Annotated in this window: 27 protein-coding genes; 10 read left to right on the top strand and 17 right to left on the bottom strand. The window is 29.7% G+C overall.

Annotated features, from left to right (window positions below):
* Positions 1-122: 122 nt before the first annotated feature.
* Entirely contained in the window at positions 123-1,241 is a 1,119-nt protein-coding gene (mnmA, locus tag ACIJYC_RS02285) for a tRNA 2-thiouridine(34) synthase MnmA (RefSeq protein ID WP_435167367.1), read from the bottom strand.
* 41 nt (positions 1,242-1,282) lie between these two features.
* On the opposite strand from mnmA, the gene ACIJYC_RS02280 reads away from it, so the two are divergent.
* From ACIJYC_RS02280 to ACIJYC_RS02270, 3 genes are read left to right on the top strand one after another with little or no spacing between them, the layout of a single operon-like run.
* Positions 1,283-1,450 carry a DUF3553 domain-containing protein gene (locus ACIJYC_RS02280; protein ID WP_435115438.1) on the top strand — a complete coding sequence of 56 codons (168 nt, stop codon included), beginning with the start codon at positions 1,283-1,285 and terminating at the stop codon, positions 1,448-1,450.
* A gap of 7 nt (positions 1,451-1,457) precedes the next feature.
* Positions 1,458-2,222 (top strand): 3'(2'),5'-bisphosphate nucleotidase CysQ family protein, encoded by a 765-nt coding sequence (locus tag ACIJYC_RS02275; protein WP_435167365.1) that lies wholly within the window; start codon positions 1,458-1,460, stop codon positions 2,220-2,222.
* Positions 2,222-2,371, top strand: coding sequence for a hypothetical protein (locus tag ACIJYC_RS02270; protein WP_435167362.1), 150 nt, complete (start codon positions 2,222-2,224; stop codon positions 2,369-2,371). Before ACIJYC_RS02275 ends, ACIJYC_RS02270 begins: the two co-directional genes overlap by 1 nt.
* Here ACIJYC_RS02270 and ACIJYC_RS02265 read toward each other — a convergent pair.
* A complete protein-coding gene (locus tag ACIJYC_RS02265; protein ID WP_435115446.1) occupies positions 2,358-2,921 on the bottom strand; it encodes a regulatory protein RecX in 564 nt (187 codons plus the stop codon). The two genes, ACIJYC_RS02270 and ACIJYC_RS02265, sit on opposite strands and share 14 nt — an antisense overlap.
* Positions 2,922-2,947: 26 nt before the next feature.
* Here ACIJYC_RS02265 and ACIJYC_RS02260 point away from each other — a divergent pair, with 26 nt between their 5' ends.
* On the top strand, positions 2,948-3,421 hold the full coding sequence (locus tag ACIJYC_RS02260) for an ABA4-like family protein (RefSeq protein ID WP_435167359.1): 474 nt from the start codon (positions 2,948-2,950) through the stop codon (positions 3,419-3,421).
* Positions 3,414-3,995 (top strand): 2-hydroxychromene-2-carboxylate isomerase, encoded by a 582-nt coding sequence (locus ACIJYC_RS02255; RefSeq protein WP_435167356.1) that lies wholly within the window; start codon positions 3,414-3,416, stop codon positions 3,993-3,995. The genes ACIJYC_RS02260 and ACIJYC_RS02255 overlap by 8 nt, the downstream gene beginning before the upstream one ends.
* Before the next feature lies 1 nt (position 3,996).
* On the opposite strand, the gene ACIJYC_RS02250 is transcribed toward ACIJYC_RS02255, so the two are convergent.
* Positions 3,997-4,380 (bottom strand): rhodanese-like domain-containing protein, encoded by a 384-nt coding sequence (locus ACIJYC_RS02250; RefSeq protein ID WP_435167353.1) that lies wholly within the window; start codon positions 4,378-4,380, stop codon positions 3,997-3,999.
* A gap of 40 nt (positions 4,381-4,420) precedes the next feature.
* Here ACIJYC_RS02250 and ACIJYC_RS02245 point away from each other — a divergent pair, with 40 nt between their 5' ends.
* Genes ACIJYC_RS02245 through ACIJYC_RS02235 form a run of 3 tightly spaced genes read left to right on the top strand, consistent with a single transcriptional unit; the run spans position 4,421 to position 6,640 of the window.
* Positions 4,421-5,200 (top strand): FkbM family methyltransferase, encoded by a 780-nt coding sequence (locus tag ACIJYC_RS02245; protein WP_435167350.1) that lies wholly within the window; start codon positions 4,421-4,423, stop codon positions 5,198-5,200.
* The gene (locus ACIJYC_RS02240) at positions 5,193-6,185 is read left to right on the top strand and encodes a glycosyltransferase family 9 protein (protein WP_435167348.1); all 993 of its coding nucleotides are present in this window, start codon (positions 5,193-5,195) and stop codon (positions 6,183-6,185) included. The genes ACIJYC_RS02245 and ACIJYC_RS02240 overlap by 8 nt, the downstream gene beginning before the upstream one ends.
* A gap of 2 nt (positions 6,186-6,187) precedes the next feature.
* Positions 6,188-6,640 carry a peroxiredoxin gene (locus ACIJYC_RS02235; protein WP_435167345.1) on the top strand — a complete coding sequence of 151 codons (453 nt, stop codon included), beginning with the start codon at positions 6,188-6,190 and terminating at the stop codon, positions 6,638-6,640.
* A 60-nt stretch (positions 6,641-6,700) separates the two neighbouring features.
* On the opposite strand, the gene ACIJYC_RS02230 is transcribed toward ACIJYC_RS02235, so the two are convergent.
* From ACIJYC_RS02230 to ACIJYC_RS02185, 10 genes are all read right to left on the bottom strand, one after another.
* Positions 6,701-8,002, bottom strand: coding sequence for an ammonium transporter (locus tag ACIJYC_RS02230; RefSeq protein ID WP_435167342.1), 1,302 nt, complete (start codon positions 8,000-8,002; stop codon positions 6,701-6,703).
* Between the two features lie 142 nt (positions 8,003-8,144).
* A complete protein-coding gene (locus ACIJYC_RS02225) occupies positions 8,145-8,420 on the bottom strand; it encodes an HU family DNA-binding protein (RefSeq protein ID WP_271491587.1) in 276 nt (91 codons plus the stop codon).
* Positions 8,421-8,577: 157 nt separating this feature from the next.
* The gene (gene rseP, locus ACIJYC_RS02220) at positions 8,578-9,690 is read right to left on the bottom strand and encodes an RIP metalloprotease RseP (RefSeq protein ID WP_435167339.1); all 1,113 of its coding nucleotides are present in this window, start codon (positions 9,688-9,690) and stop codon (positions 8,578-8,580) included.
* Positions 9,691-9,714: 24 nt separating this feature from the next.
* Positions 9,715-10,002: a DUF1330 domain-containing protein gene (locus tag ACIJYC_RS02215; protein WP_435167336.1), complete on the bottom strand. Its 288-nt coding sequence runs from the start codon at positions 10,000-10,002 to the stop codon at positions 9,715-9,717.
* Positions 10,003-10,192: 190 nt separating this feature from the next.
* Positions 10,193-11,347, bottom strand: a complete 1,155-nt coding sequence (gene argE, locus ACIJYC_RS02210; RefSeq protein ID WP_435167333.1) for an acetylornithine deacetylase — start codon at positions 11,345-11,347, stop codon at positions 10,193-10,195.
* 4 nt (positions 11,348-11,351) lie between these two features.
* Entirely contained in the window at positions 11,352-12,029 is a 678-nt protein-coding gene (locus tag ACIJYC_RS02205; protein ID WP_435167330.1) for a DUF1028 domain-containing protein, read from the bottom strand.
* Positions 12,026-12,442: a RidA family protein gene (locus tag ACIJYC_RS02200; RefSeq protein WP_435167327.1), complete on the bottom strand. Its 417-nt coding sequence runs from the start codon at positions 12,440-12,442 to the stop codon at positions 12,026-12,028. Before ACIJYC_RS02200 ends, ACIJYC_RS02205 begins: the two co-directional genes overlap by 4 nt.
* Positions 12,439-13,707 (bottom strand): flavin-containing monooxygenase, encoded by a 1,269-nt coding sequence (locus ACIJYC_RS02195; RefSeq protein ID WP_435167324.1) that lies wholly within the window; start codon positions 13,705-13,707, stop codon positions 12,439-12,441. The genes ACIJYC_RS02200 and ACIJYC_RS02195 overlap by 4 nt, the downstream gene beginning before the upstream one ends.
* 150 nt (positions 13,708-13,857) lie before the next feature.
* Complete coding sequence (locus ACIJYC_RS02190) at positions 13,858-14,307, bottom strand: YtoQ family protein (protein WP_435167322.1); 450 nt, start codon at positions 14,305-14,307, stop codon at positions 13,858-13,860.
* 39 nt (positions 14,308-14,346) lie between these two features.
* Positions 14,347-15,693, bottom strand: a complete 1,347-nt coding sequence (locus ACIJYC_RS02185) for an NAD(P)/FAD-dependent oxidoreductase (RefSeq protein WP_435167319.1) — start codon at positions 15,691-15,693, stop codon at positions 14,347-14,349.
* A gap of 124 nt (positions 15,694-15,817) precedes the next feature.
* Between ACIJYC_RS02185 and ACIJYC_RS02180 the strand changes: the two genes are divergently transcribed.
* Together ACIJYC_RS02180 and ACIJYC_RS02175 are read left to right on the top strand one after the other, a co-directional pair.
* A complete protein-coding gene (locus ACIJYC_RS02180; protein WP_435148287.1) occupies positions 15,818-16,120 on the top strand; it encodes an ArsR/SmtB family transcription factor in 303 nt (100 codons plus the stop codon).
* Positions 16,101-17,159 (top strand): permease, encoded by a 1,059-nt coding sequence (locus ACIJYC_RS02175; protein WP_435167316.1) that lies wholly within the window; start codon positions 16,101-16,103, stop codon positions 17,157-17,159. The genes ACIJYC_RS02180 and ACIJYC_RS02175 overlap by 20 nt, the downstream gene beginning before the upstream one ends.
* 6 nt (positions 17,160-17,165) lie before the next feature.
* On the opposite strand, the gene ACIJYC_RS02170 is transcribed toward ACIJYC_RS02175, so the two are convergent.
* The 4 genes from ACIJYC_RS02170 to ACIJYC_RS02155 are packed head-to-tail and all read right to left on the bottom strand — an operon-like array spanning position 17,166 to position 21,233.
* A complete protein-coding gene (locus ACIJYC_RS02170; protein ID WP_435167313.1) occupies positions 17,166-17,789 on the bottom strand; it encodes an SOS response-associated peptidase in 624 nt (207 codons plus the stop codon).
* Between the two features lie 45 nt (positions 17,790-17,834).
* Positions 17,835-19,016 carry an NAD(P)/FAD-dependent oxidoreductase gene (locus ACIJYC_RS02165; RefSeq protein ID WP_435167311.1) on the bottom strand — a complete coding sequence of 394 codons (1,182 nt, stop codon included), beginning with the start codon at positions 19,014-19,016 and terminating at the stop codon, positions 17,835-17,837.
* A 15-nt stretch (positions 19,017-19,031) separates the two neighbouring features.
* Positions 19,032-20,657 carry a SulP family inorganic anion transporter gene (locus ACIJYC_RS02160; RefSeq protein WP_435167308.1) on the bottom strand — a complete coding sequence of 542 codons (1,626 nt, stop codon included), beginning with the start codon at positions 20,655-20,657 and terminating at the stop codon, positions 19,032-19,034.
* Between the two features lie 30 nt (positions 20,658-20,687).
* Positions 20,688-21,233: a tetratricopeptide repeat protein gene (locus tag ACIJYC_RS02155; RefSeq protein WP_435167305.1), complete on the bottom strand. Its 546-nt coding sequence runs from the start codon at positions 21,231-21,233 to the stop codon at positions 20,688-20,690.
* Positions 21,234-21,248: the final 15 nt, after the last annotated feature.

Here is a 21,248-nt window from a genome sequence, read left to right as displayed (position 1 = left end):
AAAAACGTCAATAAAATTAATAAATAGGATTAAATGAGTTACCCAAAGAAACACAGAGGCCGAAGAAAACAGGGCTCAAAAAAAAGAAGAGCTAAGAGAAAAAACAAGAAGAAATAATTCCTCTATTCTTTAATCCAACCACCCCCAAGCACTCTATGACCAAATTGGTCTTTACTATAGAACACGCATGCCTGTCCAGGTGAGATACCATCTTCGGGATTGGTCAAATTAACATGGGCAGTATTATCATCTTTTAGATCTACTTTTGCTTCAAGAAGATTTCCTGTAGATCTCACTTTGACAAATATATTTTGATCTAAATCTTTTTTATCAGTTAATAAATTAAGATCTTTAAGAGATATGTCTTTTTTTCCAAGATTTTCTTTTGGACCAACTATAATTTCGTTATTATCTGAATTTATCTTTAAAACATAAAGAGGCTCTACATCAGAAACTTTAATTCCTTTTCTTTGTCCAATTGTAAAATTAATAATACCATCATGGACACCAATTACTTTTCCTTCTAAATTCTTAATATTTCCTTTTTGAAAGGAGTCTGGTCTAAATTTTCTAATTACTGATGCATAATCTCCGTTGGGTACAAAACAAATATCTTGGCTATCAGGTTTATCAGCAACATTTAAATCTAATTCTTTTGCAATCTCTCTTGTTTTATCTTTTAGCATTCCACCTAGAGGAAATCTTAAGTAATCTAATTGTTCACGTGTCGTATTAAATAAAAAATAACTTTGATCTCTGTTTTCATCAATTGCTCTATACATATTGTTGGTGTTATTTGCTGTAATATTTTTTACATAATGACCTGTTACTAATGCATCTGCATTAAGATCTTTTGAGACTTCAAATAAATCTTTAAATTTCACTGTTTGATTACATTGAACACAAGGTATTGGAGTTTCACCATTTAAATAACTATCAACAAAATTATCTATAACACCTTGCTTGAACTTATCTTGATAATATAAAATTTTATGTTCAATTCCCAATTTGTGAGCAACACGTTTTGCATCCATTATATCTTGTCCTGAACAACATTGTTTAGATTTAGCCACTTCTTTTACATCATCATAAAGTTTTAAAGTTATTCCTATAACTTTATAACCTTCATTTTTCATAATCCCGGCTACTGTTGAAGAATCTACTCCACCAGACATAGCAACAACTACTGTCGTATCCTCAGGCTTTTTATCAATTCCAATAGAGTTTAATTCTTTATTCATAAGGTGGTATTTATACTTATTTACAATATAAGTTAAATTAAATGATTTTAGATTATGAGCCAGGTGACAAAGTCACTAATCCAAACAATAAAGATTGGGGTATTGGGCAAGTTCAGTCTATCATAAATGATAAAGTAACAGTCAATTTTGAAAATGCTGGAAAAAAAGTAATCAATGCTAAAAATGTAGAATTAAAACGAATTAAATAAATTTAGAATGGAAATAAAAAGAATAATAGAAAAATTAGTAGATCCTTTTTTAAAAGCTGGAGATATGTCGATAACTCTTAGAGAAAAAGGTTTAAAAAAAGAAATAAAATCTGACAACACACCTGTAAGTAATGGTGATCTTGAAGTTAATAAATTTATCACCAAAAATATATCTGAAATCACACCAAATATTCCAATAATATCTGAGGAAACTTCTGATAACAAAGATAATACTCAACTAAAAGATTTTTGGTTGGTTGATCCTATTGATGGAACTTATGATTATATAAATAACCTTGAAGAGTTTACAATTAATGCTGGTTTAATAATCAATAACAAGCCTGCAGCAGGATTAATTTATGCACCTGCAAAAAGAAGAATGTTTTATTCATTTGGAGAAGGAAGTGCTTTTGAGTTAACTAACGGACAAACTATAAATTTAAGTGATAAAGTTATTGAAAATAAAAGACCTATTAAATTTATTTCTTATTCAAATAAAATTAAACCTGAAATTCAAAAAATATATCAAGATATTGGTGTAGTTGAAAATGTGAGAATGAAAAGTTCACTAAAATTTTGTGCAGTTGCAGCTGGTGAATATGATGGATATGTTGCAGAACCAAGAGCTTATGAATGGGATATAGCTGCTGGTCATGCCATACTAGTTCATTCAGGAGGAACTGTTACAGATTTTAATGGAAATGAAATTTTGTATGGAAAAAAAGATCTTAAAAATCCAAGTCTAATTTTAAAAAGTAAAAATATATTATAATGGATGAACAATTAAGAATTATACTTATCATAATAGTTTCTGTTTCGATTTTTGGGTTATTAGTTTTTGTATTTGTTAAAAACTATGTAAGACAAAAAATTAATAACTTAGTTGAAGAAAAAAAAGATAAAAAATCTAAAGTAGATTAATTATTTTAAGATATTCATCTTTTTCTATATCCATTACTTTTCTTGAGGTTTCAAAATCAAAACCATTTCTAGCTAATAAAGATATATCTTTTTTATAAAACAAAGTTCTATTGTCTTCTGCTCTAGCTGGCCCTATTCTTTTTTTTTTACAAATTTTTATAGCTGAAAAAAAATCTTGATCAGAGTTATCTTCTTTAATTTTATCCACAGTATCTTTTATAAATTCATCATGAATTCCTTTTCCTATTAAGTAGTTTCTAATTTTGTTAATAGAGTTTCCTCTTTGAATCATACTTTTTGCTTTGCTTTCAGAATAAAATTGATCATTTATAAATTTACTCTTTTCAAGGTCTGAAAGGACAATATCGATCAATTTATTGACGTCTTTTTTTCTTACATCAGAAGAAGAAAGCTTCATATATTTCTTCAGCAAATAAGTTTTTAATTGCTGTTTTGAAGGTGCGTATTTTTCAACATAAGCAAATGCAAAATTTCTCATCTCTTCTACAGTTACTTGCAGTGTTTTTTTTCTATTTCTTATAGGAATCATGGTTAGATTTTATATAATATATCTAAATGATCGAACAAATTTATACCTATTTTTCAATCGAGATGCTTTATATGTGGATCAACTTAGGAGTATTGCCATTTTGGTTTATGCTAATTTTTTTTCCTCAATCCCATTTAGGTAGAATTTTTGTAGCCTCAATATTTCCAATATTTGTATTAAGTGGTGTTTATATTTTTGTTTTATATAAATCTTATTTAATTGGTTATGATTTTATTGGTAATTTTACATTATACTTAGGACTAGATGACCTCTCTAGACTATTTGAGGATCATTTGTATCTAATGCTTTTTTGGACACACTTTATTGCAATCAATCTATTTGTAGGTGGATGGATCGTTAAAGATTCTCAAAAGTTTTATATCAATAAGATCTTAGTGGCAATCCCGTTGATAATTACTTATTTAATTGGACCAATTGGTTTATTCTTTTATTGGATCATCAGAATTTTCTATGCAAAAAGAATGAACTTATATGAGTAGTTATATTGATTTTTATTTTGATATAATTAGTCCTTATTCATACATAGCTCATAAAAAAATACAAAAAATCAAAGAACATCAAAAAGTTATTTTTAATTATAAACCCATTTTATTAGGTGGTCTTCATAATCTAGCAGGAATTAATGCTCCTGCTTTTAATAAATATAAAATAAAAAATTTTCAAAGTGATTGTGAATTAGTTTCAAAAAAAAATAATATTTCTTTTAAATGGAATTTTAAATTTCCAATAAATTCACTATCGATAATGCGTGGGTATCTTTCTGTAGAAGAAAGTCAAAAAGAAGATTACTTAAATATATTTTTTGATGCTTATTGGAAGGATAATTTAGACCTATCATCAGAAAAAGAAATTTCAAAATTATTAGAGAATCTAAAAATAGATAGTAAAATCTTTTTTGATAAAATCAAACAGCAATCAATAAAAGATACTTTAAAAAAATTTACAAATGATGCTTTTGAAAAAGAAGTCTTTGGAGCACCTACTTTTATTATTAATAATAAAATTTTTTGGGGACAAGATCGTCTAGAATATGCTCTTGAAGAATTAAATTAAATTATACTATTTTGAATTTACTTTGGCTAATTGAACCAAAGCCACCCTCGATATGTGATATTTTTTCATACCCCATATTTTTTAAAGCTTTAACTGCTAAAGCAGATCTTACGCCTCCAGCACAAAATAAAACCATTTCTTTATTTTGATCTAAAATACCTTGTTGAAATAAAGCACTATTAGGATCCAAATAAATTTCCAACATTCCTCTTGCTACATGAACTGAATTTTCAACTTTACCAGTATTTTCTAATTCACGTGATTCTCTGATATCAATCAGATTACAATTATTTTTTTTAACCATTTCAAAAGCTTCATTTGCATTGATCGTTTTGATTTCTTGCATAGTTTCACTTACTAAAGTTTGAATAGATTTTATATTCATTAATTTTATTATATGTTATTTTAAAATAAATTAAACAATTGTGCTTCCAAAATTTCTAAAACCTTATCATATTAAACTATCAAATCTTATTAGAATTGGTCCTAAAACTGATGGCGGGTATATAATAGACAAGAGGGTGTTGAGCAAAACAAATATACTAATTACCTGTGGTTTAAATGATGATTGGGAGTTTGAAAAAAGTTTTTTAAAAAAAAAGCCAACTACACAAATAACTACATTTGATCACACGGTTAATCAGGATTTTTGGATCAAAAGATTTAAAAAGGATATAATATCTTTTTTGTTATTGAGGAAATTAAGAATAATTAAAATTTTAGATATATTTAAATATATAAATTATCGTCTTTTTTTTTTAAAAAATAAAAAACATTACATTAAAAAGATTGTATTTAAGAAAAAAAATGAGAAAGAAATAACTATTTCTACAATTTTAGAAAATTATGAGAAGGTGTTTTTAAAAATAGACATAGAAGGTGATGAATATAAGATCTTAAATGATATTAAAAAAAATTCGAAAAAAATAATTTTTTTAGTTATTGAATTTCATGATTTACATAAAAACATTCATAAAATTAAAAAATTTTTAAAAGGATTGGACTTAAAAATTATTCATATTCATGCAAATAACTATGGTGGTATTGATGAATATAGTAACCCTAAAGTTATAGAGTTATCATTGTTAAACACAAAGAAGATTAAGGTAAACAATGTGTTTAGTAAAAGAAAATATCCTATAGTAAATTTAGATTATAAAAACTTTAAAAGAAGAGATGAAATAAAAATCAAATTTAATGAATAAAAAAATTTGTATTGTATATACCCATCATAAGTTAGGTGACTTAATTTGGCAGCTTCCTTATATAAAAGCCATAAGCGAATACTATAATCAAAGTGTAGATTTAATATTAAGAGAAAAGACGCAGGCAAAAAAAATATTAAAAAATGAAAAGTATATTAATAATATTAATTATAACAATTTCAGAAAAGGAATTTTTTATTGGATTGATGTCTGGAAGTTGGTTCAAATTTATAATCAAAATAAATACAGTCATGTTTACATATTAGATAAAGTTAATAAACCAGCAATAGCAGCTAAAATAGCTGGTATAAAAAATATAATTGGCCCTGGTATTGGAAATCAAAAAAAATATCTTACTACAGATATTTTTTTAAATGATGATGATTGGAAATTAAATTATTCTGAGCAATCTAAAAAATTATTAAAATTACATAAAGTAAATTTAAATAACCCCTATCCTCAATTAGATTTTGATACAAAAGAATTTAATCAAAGAAATTCCGATCTTTTGCTTAATGGCAGAAAAATAGCATTCGGTGTAGATTCTTTTGAAGATTATAAAATGTGGTATGAGGAAGATTTTGTAAAACTTGCTGAATTACTTCATAAAAAAAATATGTTTGATTATGTGTATCTTGTGTGTGGCCCAGATAAATCTCACATAGCAAAAAAAATTATTAAAATATCTAAAAAAAATTATTTTATTGATTGTTCAAAAAAAGATCTTACAGGAGTAATAACTGCCATAAAAAATTCTCAGTTTTATGTTGGAAACAATTCTGGACCTTTAAATTTATCAGCTGCTCTGGGAGTTGAGTCTTTTGGATTAATAGTAAATGATGCTATAAGTGAACTTAAATATAGTAAAATACAATTTATAACACCTAAGAACTATAAAGATAATACTTGGATTAGAGATAGAAAAAACATGAAAACACTTACACCTGATACAGTTTTTAACTTCATAGAAAATAGAGTCAAATAAAAATGAAAGCAGTTAACTTCACTTTACCATCAACTAATAATTCTAATTATTCTCTAAAAAATTCTTTAGGAAAATATGTTGTTTTATATTTTTATCCAAAAGACGACACTCCAGGATGCACTATTGAAACTAACGATTTTAATAAATTGCTTACTAAATTTAAAAAATTAGAATGTGAAGTATATGGAATTTCTAAGGATAATTTAAAAAGTCACGACAAATTTAGAGATAAATATAAGATAAAATTTGATTTATTAGCTGATGAAGAATTAACGGTGCTTAAAAAATATAAAGTTTGGGGTAAAAAAAAGTTTATGGGTAGAGAGTTTATGGGTGTCCTTAGAACTACATTTTTAATCGATAAAAAGGGTAAAATTTTAAAAATCTGGGATAACGTTAAAGTTAACGATCACGCAAAAGAAGTCTTAAATACATTAAGAGATATTTCTAAATAAAAAGGCCCCAATCAAGGGGCCTATTTATTAACTTAAAGAGAGAGAAGTTAAGTTATTTTATTAGTCTCTAATTGCGTATGCTCTTACACCAATCTCAGCAACATCCGTTCCAAGTTTTTCTGCTTCTTTACTAATTCGTAAACCAACAGTTGCTTTCAAAACTTTAAATATAATAAATGAAAGTATAAAACTGAAAGAAGATACTGCAAGCACACCTGTAAACTGTGTTCCAAAAGATGTGTCAGCATTAGTAAATGGAACTATTAATGTTCCAAATATTCCTGCAAACATATGAACTGGAATAGCACCTACAACATCATCAAGTCCTCTTCTTTCTAAAAATTTTGTACCAAAGTACATAATTAAAGAACCTAAAGATCCAATAACAATTGCTAAACCTGGAGTAGGACTTAGTGGTTCTGCAGTAATAGCAACCAAACCTGCTAATGCTCCGTTTAGCATCATTACTACATCTGTTTTACTATCAAGTAGTCTAGTAACTACAGCACCAGTTACTACACCAGCAGCACCAGCTAAGTGAGTATTAACTGCAATTTTAGTAATAGCAGTTACATCATCAAATGTTCCCATTGCAAGTTGACTAAATCCGTTGAATCCAAACCAACCAAACCACAAAAAGAATGTTCCTAATGTAACTAAAGGAATACTTGAAGCTGCAAAAGGTACTAATGATTTAGTTTCACCTTTTTTGCCAAATCTACCTTCTCTAGCACCTAAAACTATTACCCCTGCTAAAGCTGCTGCTCCACCACAAGCGTGTACTAAAGTTGAACCTGCAAAGTCAGAAAAACCAGATGTTGCTAACCAGCCACCACCCCATTGCCAGCCCATTGAAATTGGATAAATAAATCCACCCATTAATGTTGCAAATATAAAGAATGGCCAAATCTTTATTCTTTCCGCAACTGCTCCAGAAACTATAGATACTGTGGCACAAACAAACATTGCTTGAAAAAACCAATCAGAACTATCTGAGTAACCTGTTTCAATACTTGAGTTATCCCCCCAAGTTGTAAAGGTACCTATAAATCCACCTTCTGGAATTCCATAGGCTAAGTTATAACCAAATAAAAAGAAAACTATTGAACAAATTGCAAATTTTCCAACATTTTTAGCTGCAATTGTTGATACACTTTTTGTAGTAACCAAACCACATTCAAGCATACAAAAACCTGCTGCCATTAATGCGACTAAAACAGCACCAATATAAAATGCTAAAGTATTAAAAATATATTGGCCCTCTGCAGATATTGTAGTTTCTGCATTAACTATTCCACTCAAACTAAATAAAACTATAAAGCTTAGAGAAATTGTTGTTATTATTTTTTTTAATTGTCTCATAAGACCTCCCGTTAATAAGAAAACTTATAATTGGGTCTTAAAAAAAAACTAACGCTGATAGGGTAAATTTGCTATGCAGTATTTGCATATAGAAACAGCCCTAAGCGTATTTAAAAACGATAGGGCTGTTAAAAAAAAATAATTATTTATTGAATACTTCTTTTAAAGCTTTTGCTGGTAAGAATTTTACTTTTTGAGAAGCAGCGATTTGAATTTGTTCACCTGTTCTCGGGTTTCTTCCAACTCTAGCTTTTCTCTTAGCAACTTTATAAGTTCCAAATCCAGCAATTTTTACTGTATCGTCACCTTTTAGTGCATCTAAAATAGTGTTGGTAATTGTATCAAATGTTCTTTCAGCATCAGCTTTACTCAAATTTAATGAGCCTGAAAGTGATGCTACTAGTTGTTTTTTGTTCATTTTAGCTCCGGTTGTGTTGGTTAATTTCTATACTTGTCATAAACGTTGTTAAATCAAGCTTTTTTTTAGTGTCTTAATTTTTTTTATATACAATATCTAGTTGTAATTGAAATAAGTATTGATTTTACTTATCTTTTTAACGTTTTATAAAATAAGTTTAATTGAATAAACCAAGGTCTTTTAGGTCATTAAACGTTGTAAAAAACATCAATGATAGCAACAAAAACATACCGATTCGAAAAAAACCTTCTTGAATTTTTTGAGATAAAGGACGACCTAAGACTTTCTCGAATGCATAAAACATTAAGTGCCCACCATCCAACATTGGTATTGGAAATAAGTTAATTAAACCAAGACTTATTGAAATATAAGCCATAATAGAGATAAAAGGTAAGATACCAATTTCAGCAACTTGACCTGTTATTTTAGCAATTCTGATTGGTCCTCCTAATTGTGAACTATCCCCTGATCCCGTTAACATAGTGCCGATATATTTAAGAGAGGAAGTGCTTACAAAGTACACTTCTTTAACAGATTGAATTAATGCTTGAGCAGGACCAAGTTTTACATGGTTAATTTGATTGTTTACTGCTCCAAGTTTAATGCCAACCATTCTTTTATTAACTTTATTCCCTAAATTATCATCACTTAAAACTGTATTTGGTTTAATTCTAAGTAAGTACTCTTGATCAAATCGCTCAACTTTAAAATCAATAACATCACCTGTTGAAGTTGTTATATATTTTGAGACATCCATGATGCTTTCAACTTTGTTGCCATCAATTTCTAAAATAATATCATTATCTTTAAGCCCACCAATCATTGCAGGGCTATCTTTTTGAACTTCATTGATAACCGCAGGAGTAAAATCTTTACCAACAAAGGTATAAATACAAAAAAAAATTGCTATCGATAATAAAAAGTTAGCTAAGGGTCCACCAAATACAATTAAAGCTCGTTGATATAATGGTTTTATGACAAATAACTTTTCTTGGTCTTCTTCATTATATTGTTTTAATATTTTTTCATGATCTGCTTGAGAAAAAACATTACGATCCCCAAAAAATTTGACATATCCACCAAGTGGGATCCAACATATCTTCCAACGTGTACCATGCTTGTCATTCCAACCAAATATTTCTTGACCAAAACCTATTGAAAAATCAGTAACCCCTACCCCATATTTTCTTGCAAAATAATAATGACCATACTCGTGAATAAACACGACAACTAAGATCAAGATTATAAATGGAATTATATATGTAAGCATAATCTATATTTTAATTGGTTGATTTTAAACCCCCTCAACTAAAACTAGATGAGCTTTGGCTGCTAATTCTCTTACCGCTTTAGCCGCTTGGTATTTTTCTGATTCATAGAATCCACGAGCAGCATCAATACTTTCAAATTCAATTAATACAACAGTACCTAGATTATCACCTTCTCTTACGTCAGGACTAGGTTCACGAACTAGAACTTTGCCACCGTGCTCTCCAATAGTTGGGCCAGCCATTTGTTTAAACTTGTCCATACCTTCTTGATCGTGTTCTTTAAGATGTGCTATCAAATATCCTTTGCTCATAATTTTCTCCTTTATGTTTTAATGTAACAAATCCTGAACCATGAGTCTAATTGCTTTAAAAAAATTATTTACCTTTAAACTTAAAATATAAAGAAAATAGAATAAGACCTACTAGAACAACTACTACAAATATTCTTAAGTACTGATTAAAAAATAGATCTATCAATTCAATCATGCGTGTTTTAAATCCTTAATGGTTATCAATTAAATTATCTAAAAATTTACTACAACTATTAATTTGCTCAATACTTATAAACTCATTTGGCTTATGTGCTTGATCTATACTTCCAGGTCCACATACAATAGTTGGTATATTAGAACTATTTTTAAACAAACCAGCTTCAGTTCCATAAACAACTTTTTTATGTTTATTATTTCCTAACAATCCTTTAATTTTTTTTACAAGATCAACATCTTCACCCATGTCTAAAGCTGGATAATTAACTTTTTCATTGAAACTAATCCCTGTTTTAGATGAAACTTTATGCATATCTGTTATTAATTTTTCATTAGCATAATCTTCAATTTTATTAATCAATTGTAAGGGATCGTCGTTTATTAAATTTCTTATTTCAAATTCAAATTCACATAAATCAGGTACTATGTTTAAAATAGTTCCACCTTTAATTACGCCTGTATGAAGAGTAGTGTGTGGAACTTCATAATCATTATCAAAAGGTCCATTAATTGATTTTTCTTTATTTAGTTGATCAATATAATCAATTAGTTTTGAAGCATAATTAATAGCGTTAACACCATGCGGTGCTTGCCCGGAATGACATGCTAACCCTTCAACTTTAACGTTGTAGGCATGTTTTCCTTTATGGCCTATCACCACCTCCATACTTGTAGGTTCTCCTACAATACAAAAATCAGGTTTAATTGATTTTTTTTCAATTAATTCCAATAAACCATGCACACCAACACATCCAATTTCTTCATCATAAGAGAAAGCAAGATGAATTGGTTTAGATAATTTTTTTTCAACTATTTGAGGAACACGACTTAAAACTAAACCAATAAAACTTTTCATATCAGAGGTTCCTCTACCGTACAGTTTTTGATCTTTTTCTATTAATTGAAAAGGATCACTGTCCCATTTTTGGTTAGTAACTGGAACAACATCTGTATGACCAGAAAGCACAATACCCCCTGAAGAATTAGGACCTATGGTTGCAAATAAATTAGCTTTATTTTTAGTTTCATCATAAACCAACTCAGATTTAATTTTGTATTGGTTTAAATAATCTTCTATGAACATAATTAGATTTAAATTTGATTTAAAACTTGTGGTGTCAAATCCAATTAATGTTTTAAGTAAATCTAAAGATTTTTTTTCGATCATGAGTTTATAAGTCCCCTGGAACACCATAGCTGGGTGATTCAGAAGGATTTAAAGCTCTAGTTTTATAATCTTTCATTTGAGGTTCAAACGCTTTCCATAGTTTATAAAGTTCCTCTATAGGTTTGCTTTCCAACCAATCAATTCGTAAATCAACAAGTGGCCAAAGGGTATTATCAGCAACTTTAATTCCAGCAGAATGAACTGGTCCTTCTTCTCCACCTTCATCTAACCCTGCTTTAAGAGCAAGCAATAATCTTTCTGCGAGATGAACATTTGGATTATTATTAAAATTATCAACCATCGCTTTAGGTACCATTTCAGACTTAAGCATATTGCCCGCCGCAAGACAATTTGATCCCTTTTCTAGACCACTTATCCCTAGGATTTTTGATCCAGTATGCTGAGAAGTATTACCTTTATTATCTATTAAAAGTAATTGTCGATATTCAATATTTTTTTCCTGCTTTATAATTTTATCAATTACCTCTGTAACTTCTAAACCTTTTTCTAAATAATCTAACATGAGCTTTCCTAGGCTAGGATCAGTAACGTTTTGCGTTGAGGCTGCACCCACTCCTGCTCTTACCCATGGACAACGACTAGCAACGCTTATACTTGACGATGAGATTGCAACACCAACCATGTTTGTTTTCTCACATCTTCCAATTAATGAAAAGGTCATGTTGGAATTACCGCTGTCGCATCAATTTCAACTAACCATTCTGGTCTAGCTAAACGTTCAACAACTAAACCTGTTGAAACTGGATAAACACCTTTTGTATATTCACCAATAACTTGATAAATCGCTTCTCTATTTTTAATGTCAGTAATATAAACAACTATCTTTACTAGATGGTTCATTGTTCCACCGGTTTCTTCAATAAGTTGTTTTATATTTTTCATTACTTTATGAGTTTGTTCAGCTGGATCCATACTAGCTATATTACTCCCATCATCTAAGTTTTGAGGACACTGCCCCCTCATCCAAACTGTTTTACCACCTTCTGTTACTACCGCTTGACACAAATCGTTATTAAGATTTTGTTCAGGATAAGTGTCTTTAGTATTAAACTTTCTAATTCTTTTGTGCGTCATTTACTTTTAATCATTTTATTTAATATATTATTTTTTTTGAAAATTTGTTCAGCTAAATACTTGGCATCTTGCCAAACACCCCAAATAAATGATGATCCTCTCATAGATAACCATGGTAAGCCAATGAAATATACTCCATTAGCTTTTGCTACCCCTTTATAGTGATCGGGTTTACCCTCTTTATCAAAAGTATCCACTTTCAACCAACTAAAATCATACTGATACCCAGTTGCCCAAATAATTGTTTTTATTTTTTCTTTATTAAGATCTATTTCTAATATTGGGCTAGTTACACAATCAGGATCAGGTGTAATATTTCTAGCATCAGGTTCTTCAGGAAAATCTAGATTATTCTTCTCAATATATTCATCAGCCTGTTTTAAAACAGCTAAATAACTTTGGTCCCCTATATCTAAATTAATTTTTAAATCATTTTCAAAGTATAATTTTCCATTTTCATAATTTTTAGTTACTCCCACTAAGGACATTCCTTGATTTGCAAATTTTCTAAAATCTATAGTTTTACCTCCATCATAACCGCTGACAGCAATTGTAACATGTTGAGTATTTGGATCAGGAGTTTTTTTTTGCCAAACTCCTAAAGCTCCAAACCACCATACATTGTCTTTTCCTCGATACCTTCTAGGGGGTCTATTATGTGGACCTATAGATAAATAAACCTTTCTACCTGATAACATTATTTCTTGAGCAATTTGTGATCCAGATGAACCAGATCCAACAACCAAAACAGCTCCTTCTTTTAATTGGTTTGGATTTTTGTAAAATTGAGAGTGCATTTGGTTTACATCAATATTATCAGGAACTATGGGTGGAATGATGGGTTTTTGAAAAGCACCTGTGGCAACTACAATATTATCAGCCTCAATATTTCCTTCAGAAGTTTTAACTAGAAATTTTTGAGTACTATTATCTCTTAATACTTCTTCAACATTTACATTACTTCTAACTGGAACATTAATTTTTTTTGCAAATTTTTCAAAATAAGAAACTACAACATCTTTTTTAGCAAAATAGTTAGGTGAATGATCCTCAAAATCTAAAGTTGGAAATCGGTCATGCCAGGCAGGTCCATTTGCAACAAGAGAGTCCCATCTGCAAGATCGCCAACTTTCTACAATACGATTTTTTTCTAAAATTAAATGCTCTACTGAATGGTTTGATAGATGTTCACTTATTGCAAGACCAGCTTGGCCTGCTCCCACTACCAATGTGTTAATTTTTTTTATATTTTGTGAATTACTCATAAATTTTTAACTACTTTTATTTCAAAGTTCAATTTATCTCGCCAATCCATTAAGGATAAACATTTTTCTTTATAAGTTGTTAAAGAGTGGGGTTGGAAGCTTTTATGGTATCTTATTTTTAATGGCATTAAAATTTTAGACTCATCGGATTTACTTTAAAGATCCACTTAATACATATTTTAATATTCGAACTACTTGCTTTTGGTCTGAGGCAACAGCTGAGGCTGCAGCATCTATTTCCTTTAATGCATGTTGATGATCTTCATTTTGTATAACAATAAGTGATTTATTTAATGCAGATGCATATCCTGCATCGAAAGCTGCATTCCATTGTTTGTATTTTTCACCAAATTTAACAACAACCACATCGCTATCTTTAATAGACTTTTTAGTTCTAATTGAATTGATATTAGCGCCTTTCCTATCTTTCCAAATATTTTTCTCCTCTGGGCCTAATATTTCAACCCCACAATCATCTGAGGATGCATGATCGGTTACAGGAGATGAAAATTGAATATCTAAATTTTCTTTTTTACAATTTTCAATTATTTCTTCACGCCAATTAGTGTGAATTTCACCTGCTAAATATACTTTTAACATTTATTCTCCTGTTTATTTTAATTCTTTATCTTAAGTATATCAGATGTTTAGTTTATCTTTAATTGCATAAAACCACACAGCCAATCTAAAATAAAAAGTCCTTAATTGAGGAAAAATAAACTTTTTGGGTAATCCTTTATATATCTTAGAGATATCAAGTTCTTTACTGTTTGATGAAAAAACTAGTTTAGATAGTTGTTTTCCGGTCCAAGGGGCCGCACTAACGCCTACCCCATTATAACCAAATCCATAATAAATCTCTTCATTATCAATTTTACCAATAGATGGGGCAAGCTTTTGGGATAAAGCGATCAACCCTCGCCAATTATAATCAATCGTGACATTTGACCATTGAGGAAAAATATCTTTTAAAAACTTTTCCATCTTTTTTGACATAACTAAATTTGACTGGTCACTTCCTGTTAAATCTCCTCTAGTTCCAAATAAAATTCGATTATCTGGCAACTTTCTATAATACCACAAAAGGTTTTTAGTATTAACGACGGGTGAAAATGTTTTAAAGTTATGAGCATTCAATTCATCCTCATTAAGTTTTCTTGTTACAATTACGTTTGAGATAACAGGCAGCACCCTTCCATCCATTTGTGGGATTAACCCTTCTTGATAAAACCCATTCGTTGCAACTACTATCTTTTTAGATCGAATAGACCCTTCTTTAGTTTCTAAAACATAAGATCCATTTTCTTTATTAATTTTATCTACTTTGGTGTGTTCAAATATCTTTAATTTTTTGGATAAAGCATGTTTTGCAATTCCATTTACAAATTTAAGAGGATTGATTGCAAATGCTGGTTTATATGAAAACGCTCCATATTGTTCAGTTCCTTGATGTCCAATTTCATCAAATTCTTCTTTTGAATAAATTTTAGTCTCAATATCAAACTCAGATTTATAAACCTCAGCTTGCTCTTTTATTTGTTCAAATTTATTTTTATGATGCGCAACTACATAACTACTATCTCCTGATACATCACAATCAATATTATATTCTTTAATGATATCTTTTGTGTGATTGGAACCTTCTACTGAATTTTTAAAAAACTTTTTTGTCTCCTCCATTCCATATATGGATTGCATCTGTTTAAAAGACATCTTGCTTGGTGGTAAGCAGTTAAATCCAGCATTTCTGGATGATGCACCCCAACCTATTTTTCCCGCTTCAACTAAAATGACATCTAAGTTATGATTTTCTATTAAATTTATTGCACAAACTAATCCTGTATATCCACCACCAATCACCACAATTTCTGAATTAATATCTTTTGTTAATTTTTCTAAATTTAAATTTTCACTTGAGACATCTTCCCAGTAACTACTCACTGGTGTATTAAATTGATAGATATCAGAATGATAAATATTGTTCATATTACAATTTGGATTGTATTATTTAAATTATACCGAAATACAGTTAATTTATAATTACTTTACTACTCTTTTACTTAACCATTGACTATAAATACTAAACAACTATATAACTAGTTATATAACTATGTTGAATACTAATAAAGCAGCAGAAGGATTTAATGCAGTAGGCTCAAAACATAGGTTAAGTGTTCTTTTGGAGCTAGTTAAATTAGGTTCAAAAGGCTTAACAATTGGAGAAATACAAGATCTTCTTAATATACCATTATCAACACTGGCTCACCATCTCGATTATTTAAAAAAGGCAAATTTAATTAAACAAGTAAAAAAAGGTAGATCCATTTTAAACTTTGCTCAAATTAATCATATTCAATCTTTAGCTGATTATCTTTTAAAAGAATGCTGTGTAAATGAAAATAAAAGAAAATAATGAAAGCAGCTTTTTAAGAAATATTAATAATTTTAACCTTAAAATTAAAAATGTTTGGACACTTGTATTTTTAATTCCATTATCAATTTTAATAATTATTCCTGAAAATTTTAATTCAATTTTAACTTTTGCCTTAAAGGCTTTAATGGGAACTATTCCTTTTATTTTATTTGCTATCAGCTTAGTTGCATATTTAAAAGCAACTGGTGCCGAAAGCTTAGTTTCAAAAGCATTTAAAGGAAAAGAAGTTAGAACAATTTTTATCGCAACATTAGTGGGTGGTCTTGCTCCATTTTGTTCATGTGAAGTAATACCATTTATAGCAAGTATGCTAGCTTTAGGAGTTCCGCTATCTGCTGTGATGGCTTTTTGGTTATCTTCACCTTTAATTGATCCTCCTGCTCTGTTGATCACAGCAAGTGCTCTTGGTTGGGATTATGCAATAGCAAAAACAATTTCAGCATTAACTATTGGTTTAATTGGTGGCTTTGGAATTTATTTTTTAGCAAAACTTGGGATGTTTACGAGCCCATTAAAAGATCAAAATAGATCTAGTAGTGGCTCATGCTGTGATACTAAAGATCCTTTTAATCAAGAGCTTGTCTTAAAATTTTGGAATAATTCAGAAAGAACTAAAATTTTTAGAGATGAATTTATAACGAATGGATTATTTTTATTAAAATGGTTATCGCTTGCTTATTTAATTGAAGCATTAATGGTTCAATTTATGTCTGCTCAAATAATTGGAAGTTTTTTGTCAGGAGATGGATTGTCATCTATTGTTATAGGAGCTTTTGCCGGTGTACCTGCTTACTTAAATTCTTATGCAGCACCAGCTATTGTGTCAGGATTAATTGAACAAGGATTGAGTGCTGGTGGTGCTATGGCTTTTCTGGTTGGTGGAGCAATCAGTTCTATTCCAGCAATGACAGCTGTTTGGTCTCTGGTGAACCGCTCTACATTTATCGCTTACTTAACTTTCGGTTTTGGAGGAGCTATTTTATGTGGAATAGCTTTTCAATTTTATGTTAATTTTTAAACGATATTAATCTATTTTTTGAATTAATGATGTGCTGTTATTCGTAGGTTTGTTTACATCTTTTGAAACTTTATGAAAAATAAGATCAGGTTTATTACATTCCTTTAAAAATGCTGAACCTTGTAACTCTAAATTCAAGTATCGATTAATATCTGTTTGATTAATAATCACAGGTTGACGGTGATGTATTTCAGTGATGTTTTCTTTTGCTTCTTCTGTAATTAAACAAAATTGATCTTCTTCAAAAATTCCTGCAAAAAATATTGGTTTACTATCTTTTCTTGTAAAATAATGAGGTGTTTTCTCATTTTCTTCTCTTTTCCATTCATAAAAACCATCAGCAACTGCAACACATCTATTATTTTTAATTAGTTTTTTAAATGAAACTTTCTCATCAATAGTCTCTAATCTTGCATTAATTAAAGCTTTAAAATCTTTATCTTTGGCCCAACCTGGAATTAAACCCCATTTAAGTGCTTCTAAAGTATTTCCATTTTTATATTTTTTTATAACTGGAAGTTTTTGATATGGGTGTGCGTTATAGTTTTCAGTATCCTCTACTTGAATTGCTGATTTAACTAATTTGCTAGTTTTAGTAACTGGGTTTTTAACAACATATCTTCCACACATGTATATATTTTAGCAAATAGAATAGATTAAGTCGATATGGTGGTTTTAAGCATATTGGCCAGCAACATAGCCAGAAGACCAAGCCCATTGAAAATTATATCCACCTAAATGGCCTGTTACATCGACAACTTCACCAATAAAAAATAAATTCTTATGCTTGTTAGACATCATTGTTTTTGATGATAATTCTTTAGTATTAACTCCTCCTAAAGTGACTTCTGCTGTTCTATACCCTTCAGAGCCTGTTGGATTGATTAACCAAGAATTTATATTTTCACTTAGTTGTTTTAATATTTTATTAGATAGTTCAGAAATATTTCCACTTACTTTATTTTTGTTACAAATAATTTGAGCTAATCTTTTGGGCAAAATTTCACTTATGATATTTAAGATATCAAATTTTGGATTTAACTTTCTTTTTTCTTCTAATAAATCGTAAACATTTAATTTTGGTGAAAGATTAACTTTAATATTATTACCCTGTTTCCAGTAAGATGAAATTTGCAAAATAGAAGGACCACTTAACCCTCTATGCGTAAATAACATTCCTTCTTGAAACAAAACTTTATTAAAAGAGACTATCGCTTCAACAGAAAGTCCTGTTAACTCTTTACACATTTCTAATATCTTTTCACTAAACGTTAAGGGCACTAATGCGGGTAAGGTCTCAATAATATTATGATCAAATTTTTTAGCAATTTCGTACCCAAAAGAAGTGGCGCCAATTTTAGGAACTGATAATCCGCCAGTTGCAACAATTAAAGACTTTGATGAATATTCTTCAGTTTCAGTTGATACAAGATACTGATCATTATCTTTATCAACATTCTTTATAATAAATTCTTTTAAAACAGTTACATTTGCCAATTCACATTCTTTAAGCAACATCTCTACAATTTGCTGAGCACTATGATCACAGAATAATTGTCCTAATTTTTTTTCATGAAATTTAATTTCATGTTTATTGATTAAATTAATAAAGTCATTTTGAGTATATTGACTTAAAGCAGATCTTACGAACTTTGGGTTTTGTGAAAGAAATTTATTAGGATTTGTGTTGATATTAGTAAAATTACATCTTCCTCCTCCAGAAATTCTGATCTTTTCTCCTATTTTTTTATAATGATCGACGAGCAAAACTTTACGGCCACGTTTTCCAGCCTCAATCGCACTCATCATGCCAGCAGCCCCCGCTCCAATTATAATTACATCGTATTGAATACTCATTATTAGTAGTGAGTTTTATTTACCAAATATTTTTAATTTAACTCCATAATCAACAGCTAAACTGTAATCAGGATCGTTATCACTATCAACTACCAACTGACCTGTTTTACTTAAAAGTTTATGACAATCTTTAGTTAAATGTCTTAACTTAATTTTTTTTCCAAAACTATTATATTTATGAGCAATATCTTCTATTGCCTTTAATGCAGACTGATCAATTACTCTAGATTTTGCAAAATCAACTATAACCAACTTAGGATCATCTTCTGGTGTAAATAATTCTAAAAAACTATTCGCTGAACTAAAAAACAAAGGTCCTTCAATTTCATAAACTTTAGCACCCTTGTCTGTTTTTGAAGGTCTTTCAATAGCTCTAATTCTTGAAGCTGTTTTCCATGCATAAACTAATGCTGAAACAATCACTCCTACAATCACTGCAACTGCCAAATCTTCTAACACTGTTACAACTGTTACAAGGACTGTAACTAGTGCATCACTTTTTGGAACCATAATTAAAAACTTAATTGAATTCCAAGCAAAAGTTCCAATCACCACCATAAACATTACCCCTACTAAAGCTGCAATGGGGATCATCTCTATATAGTTTGAAGTATATAAAATAAAAATTAATAAAAATACTGCAGCCGCAATACCAGCTAAGCGAGTTCTACCACCTGATCTTACATTAATCATTGACTGACCAATCATGGCACAACCACCCATTCCACCAAAAAAACCAGTTACTGAATTTGCAAATCCTTGCGCTATACACTCTTGGCTAGCTCCACCTCTTTTATTAGTAATTTCTCCTACCAAGTTTAGAGTTAACAAGCTCTCTATTAATCCAATCGAAGCTAAAATAAATGCATAGGGGAAAATAATCTTTAATGTTTCAAAATTTAAAGGAACATTTGGAATTGAAAAATTAGGCAAACCTCCTTTAACACTCGCTAAATCTCCAACACTTGGAATATCAATTTTAAGAGCAAGAACTAATATAGTTGTTAAAAGTATTGCAACTAAAGTTGATGGAACCACTTTTGTAAGTTTGGGCAAAAACCATATAACAAACATAGTGAGCAATACAAAAACAATAGAATAAATTAATATATCTCCTGAAATCCAAACAGATTGTCCAAGATCATTTATAGTTTTAAACTGACTTAATTGAGAGATGCCAATTACAATTGCTAGTCCATTGACAAAACCTAACATCACAGGCTCAGGTACCATTCTTATAAATTTTCCTAGTTTAAAAACACCAGCTAACAATTGTAAAACTCCCATTAAAACAACGGTTGCAAATAAATATTCAGCACCATGTTCGGTTACCAATGAAACCATAACAACGGCAAGAGCACCTGTTGCACCTGATATCATTCCAGGTCTACCACCAAATACAGCTGTAATTAATCCAACAATAAATGCAGCATACAAACCAGATAAAGGTGCAACTCCTGCAACAAAAGCAAAAGCTATCGCTTCTGGCACCAATGCTAATGCAACTGTTAATCCTGATAAAATTTCTACCTTAAATAAAGAAAAAGATACCCCACCTTTTGGAATATAGTTCTGAGCATTAAAACTTAAAGATCTAGCAAGTGTCAACATTGCCTTAGATGGAGGTGTGGTTTTTTTCATCAAGTGATTGATTTTAAAATTTTTAATTAATTAAATTGATTGTCTTTTAATTAACTCTTCAATTTGTTCAATCATTACCTTGGATGATTTCATTGCAGGGTAAATTTCTTGAGCTTTTTGATAGCTTCTCTTTGCTTTATCATAATTCTTTAACTTTATATTAACCATACCTTGCCCTGCTAAAGCTCCAAAATGTCTTTCTTCTAATTCTAGCACTTTATCAATATCATCTTGAGATTTTTGAAACTCTCCAACCATATAAAATACTGTTGCTCTTTTATTCCAAGCCTCAGCCCAATTAGGGTCTAATTCAATTGCTTCAGTAAAAACATCGATTGCTCTATTTAACTGTTGATCTTGAACTAACCTTGAGCCTTCATCTAATATCGATGTTAATTTTTGATCCGTAGGATGAGTACTCCATAACATCCAAATTTGCTGTGCTATTCCCGATGATAAAGATGGAATGTTTTTTTTTAATTCTAGAAATAATTTATCAAGTTCAACATTTCTATCATTGGCGCTTAAGGATGAGGCTGAAAAAAATAAAATGATAATTGCCAGAATCTTCTTCATGAAAAAAGATAACAA

Source organism: Candidatus Pelagibacter bacterium nBUS_28 (genome assembly GCF_051200915.1).
In the GTDB taxonomy this organism is placed as follows: domain Bacteria; phylum Pseudomonadota; class Alphaproteobacteria; order Pelagibacterales; family Pelagibacteraceae; genus Pelagibacter.
The sequence above is the reverse complement of the archived record's forward strand: the minus strand, read 5'-3'. Positions and strand labels throughout refer to the sequence as shown.

What these genes read in the sequence shown, in the direction of transcription:
- ACIJYC_RS02240 (WP_435167348.1), top strand. Translation starts at nt 5,193, where the DNA reads ATGAATAAAAAAATTTGTATTGTATATACCCATCATAAGTTAGGTGAC.
- ACIJYC_RS02165 (WP_435167311.1), bottom strand. Translation starts at nt 19,016, where the DNA reads ATGAGTATTCAATACGATGTAATTATAATTGGAGCGGGGGCTGCTGGC.
- ACIJYC_RS02225 (WP_271491587.1), bottom strand. Translation starts at nt 8,420, where the DNA reads ATGAACAAAAAACAACTAGTAGCATCACTTTCAGGCTCATTAAATTTG.
- ACIJYC_RS02280 (WP_435115438.1), top strand. Translation starts at nt 1,283, where the DNA reads ATGATTTTAGATTATGAGCCAGGTGACAAAGTCACTAATCCAAACAAT.
- ACIJYC_RS02200 (WP_435167327.1), bottom strand. Translation starts at nt 12,442, where the DNA reads ATGACGCACAAAAGAATTAGAAAGTTTAATACTAAAGACACTTATCCT.
- mnmA (WP_435167367.1), bottom strand. Translation starts at nt 1,241, where the DNA reads ATGAATAAAGAATTAAACTCTATTGGAATTGATAAAAAGCCTGAGGAT.
- ACIJYC_RS02185 (WP_435167319.1), bottom strand. Translation starts at nt 15,693, where the DNA reads ATGAACAATATTTATCATTCTGATATCTATCAATTTAATACACCAGTG.
- ACIJYC_RS02160 (WP_435167308.1), bottom strand. Translation starts at nt 20,657, where the DNA reads ATGAAAAAAACCACACCTCCATCTAAGGCAATGTTGACACTTGCTAGA.
- ACIJYC_RS02270 (WP_435167362.1), top strand. Translation starts at nt 2,222, where the DNA reads ATGGATGAACAATTAAGAATTATACTTATCATAATAGTTTCTGTTTCG.
- ACIJYC_RS02170 (WP_435167313.1), bottom strand. Translation starts at nt 17,789, where the DNA reads ATGTGTGGAAGATATGTTGTTAAAAACCCAGTTACTAAAACTAGCAAA.
- ACIJYC_RS02180 (WP_435148287.1), top strand. Translation starts at nt 15,818, where the DNA reads ATGTTGAATACTAATAAAGCAGCAGAAGGATTTAATGCAGTAGGCTCA.
- rseP (WP_435167339.1), bottom strand. Translation starts at nt 9,690, where the DNA reads ATGCTTACATATATAATTCCATTTATAATCTTGATCTTAGTTGTCGTG.
- ACIJYC_RS02235 (WP_435167345.1), top strand. Translation starts at nt 6,188, where the DNA reads ATGAAAGCAGTTAACTTCACTTTACCATCAACTAATAATTCTAATTAT.
- argE (WP_435167333.1), bottom strand. Translation starts at nt 11,347, where the DNA reads ATGATCGAAAAAAAATCTTTAGATTTACTTAAAACATTAATTGGATTT.
- ACIJYC_RS02230 (WP_435167342.1), bottom strand. Translation starts at nt 8,002, where the DNA reads ATGAGACAATTAAAAAAAATAATAACAACAATTTCTCTAAGCTTTATA.
- ACIJYC_RS02275 (WP_435167365.1), top strand. Translation starts at nt 1,458, where the DNA reads ATGGAAATAAAAAGAATAATAGAAAAATTAGTAGATCCTTTTTTAAAA.
- ACIJYC_RS02155 (WP_435167305.1), bottom strand. Translation starts at nt 21,233, where the DNA reads ATGAAGAAGATTCTGGCAATTATCATTTTATTTTTTTCAGCCTCATCC.
- ACIJYC_RS02260 (WP_435167359.1), top strand. Translation starts at nt 2,948, where the DNA reads ATGATCGAACAAATTTATACCTATTTTTCAATCGAGATGCTTTATATG.
- ACIJYC_RS02265 (WP_435115446.1), bottom strand. Translation starts at nt 2,921, where the DNA reads ATGATTCCTATAAGAAATAGAAAAAAAACACTGCAAGTAACTGTAGAA.
- ACIJYC_RS02190 (WP_435167322.1), bottom strand. Translation starts at nt 14,307, where the DNA reads ATGTTAAAAGTATATTTAGCAGGTGAAATTCACACTAATTGGCGTGAA.
- ACIJYC_RS02250 (WP_435167353.1), bottom strand. Translation starts at nt 4,380, where the DNA reads ATGAATATAAAATCTATTCAAACTTTAGTAAGTGAAACTATGCAAGAA.
- ACIJYC_RS02175 (WP_435167316.1), top strand. Translation starts at nt 16,101, where the DNA reads ATGAAAATAAAAGAAAATAATGAAAGCAGCTTTTTAAGAAATATTAAT.
- ACIJYC_RS02215 (WP_435167336.1), bottom strand. Translation starts at nt 10,002, where the DNA reads ATGAGCAAAGGATATTTGATAGCACATCTTAAAGAACACGATCAAGAA.
- ACIJYC_RS02195 (WP_435167324.1), bottom strand. Translation starts at nt 13,707, where the DNA reads ATGAGTAATTCACAAAATATAAAAAAAATTAACACATTGGTAGTGGGA.
- ACIJYC_RS02205 (WP_435167330.1), bottom strand. Translation starts at nt 12,029, where the DNA reads ATGACCTTTTCATTAATTGGAAGATGTGAGAAAACAAACATGGTTGGT.
- ACIJYC_RS02255 (WP_435167356.1), top strand. Translation starts at nt 3,414, where the DNA reads ATGAGTAGTTATATTGATTTTTATTTTGATATAATTAGTCCTTATTCA.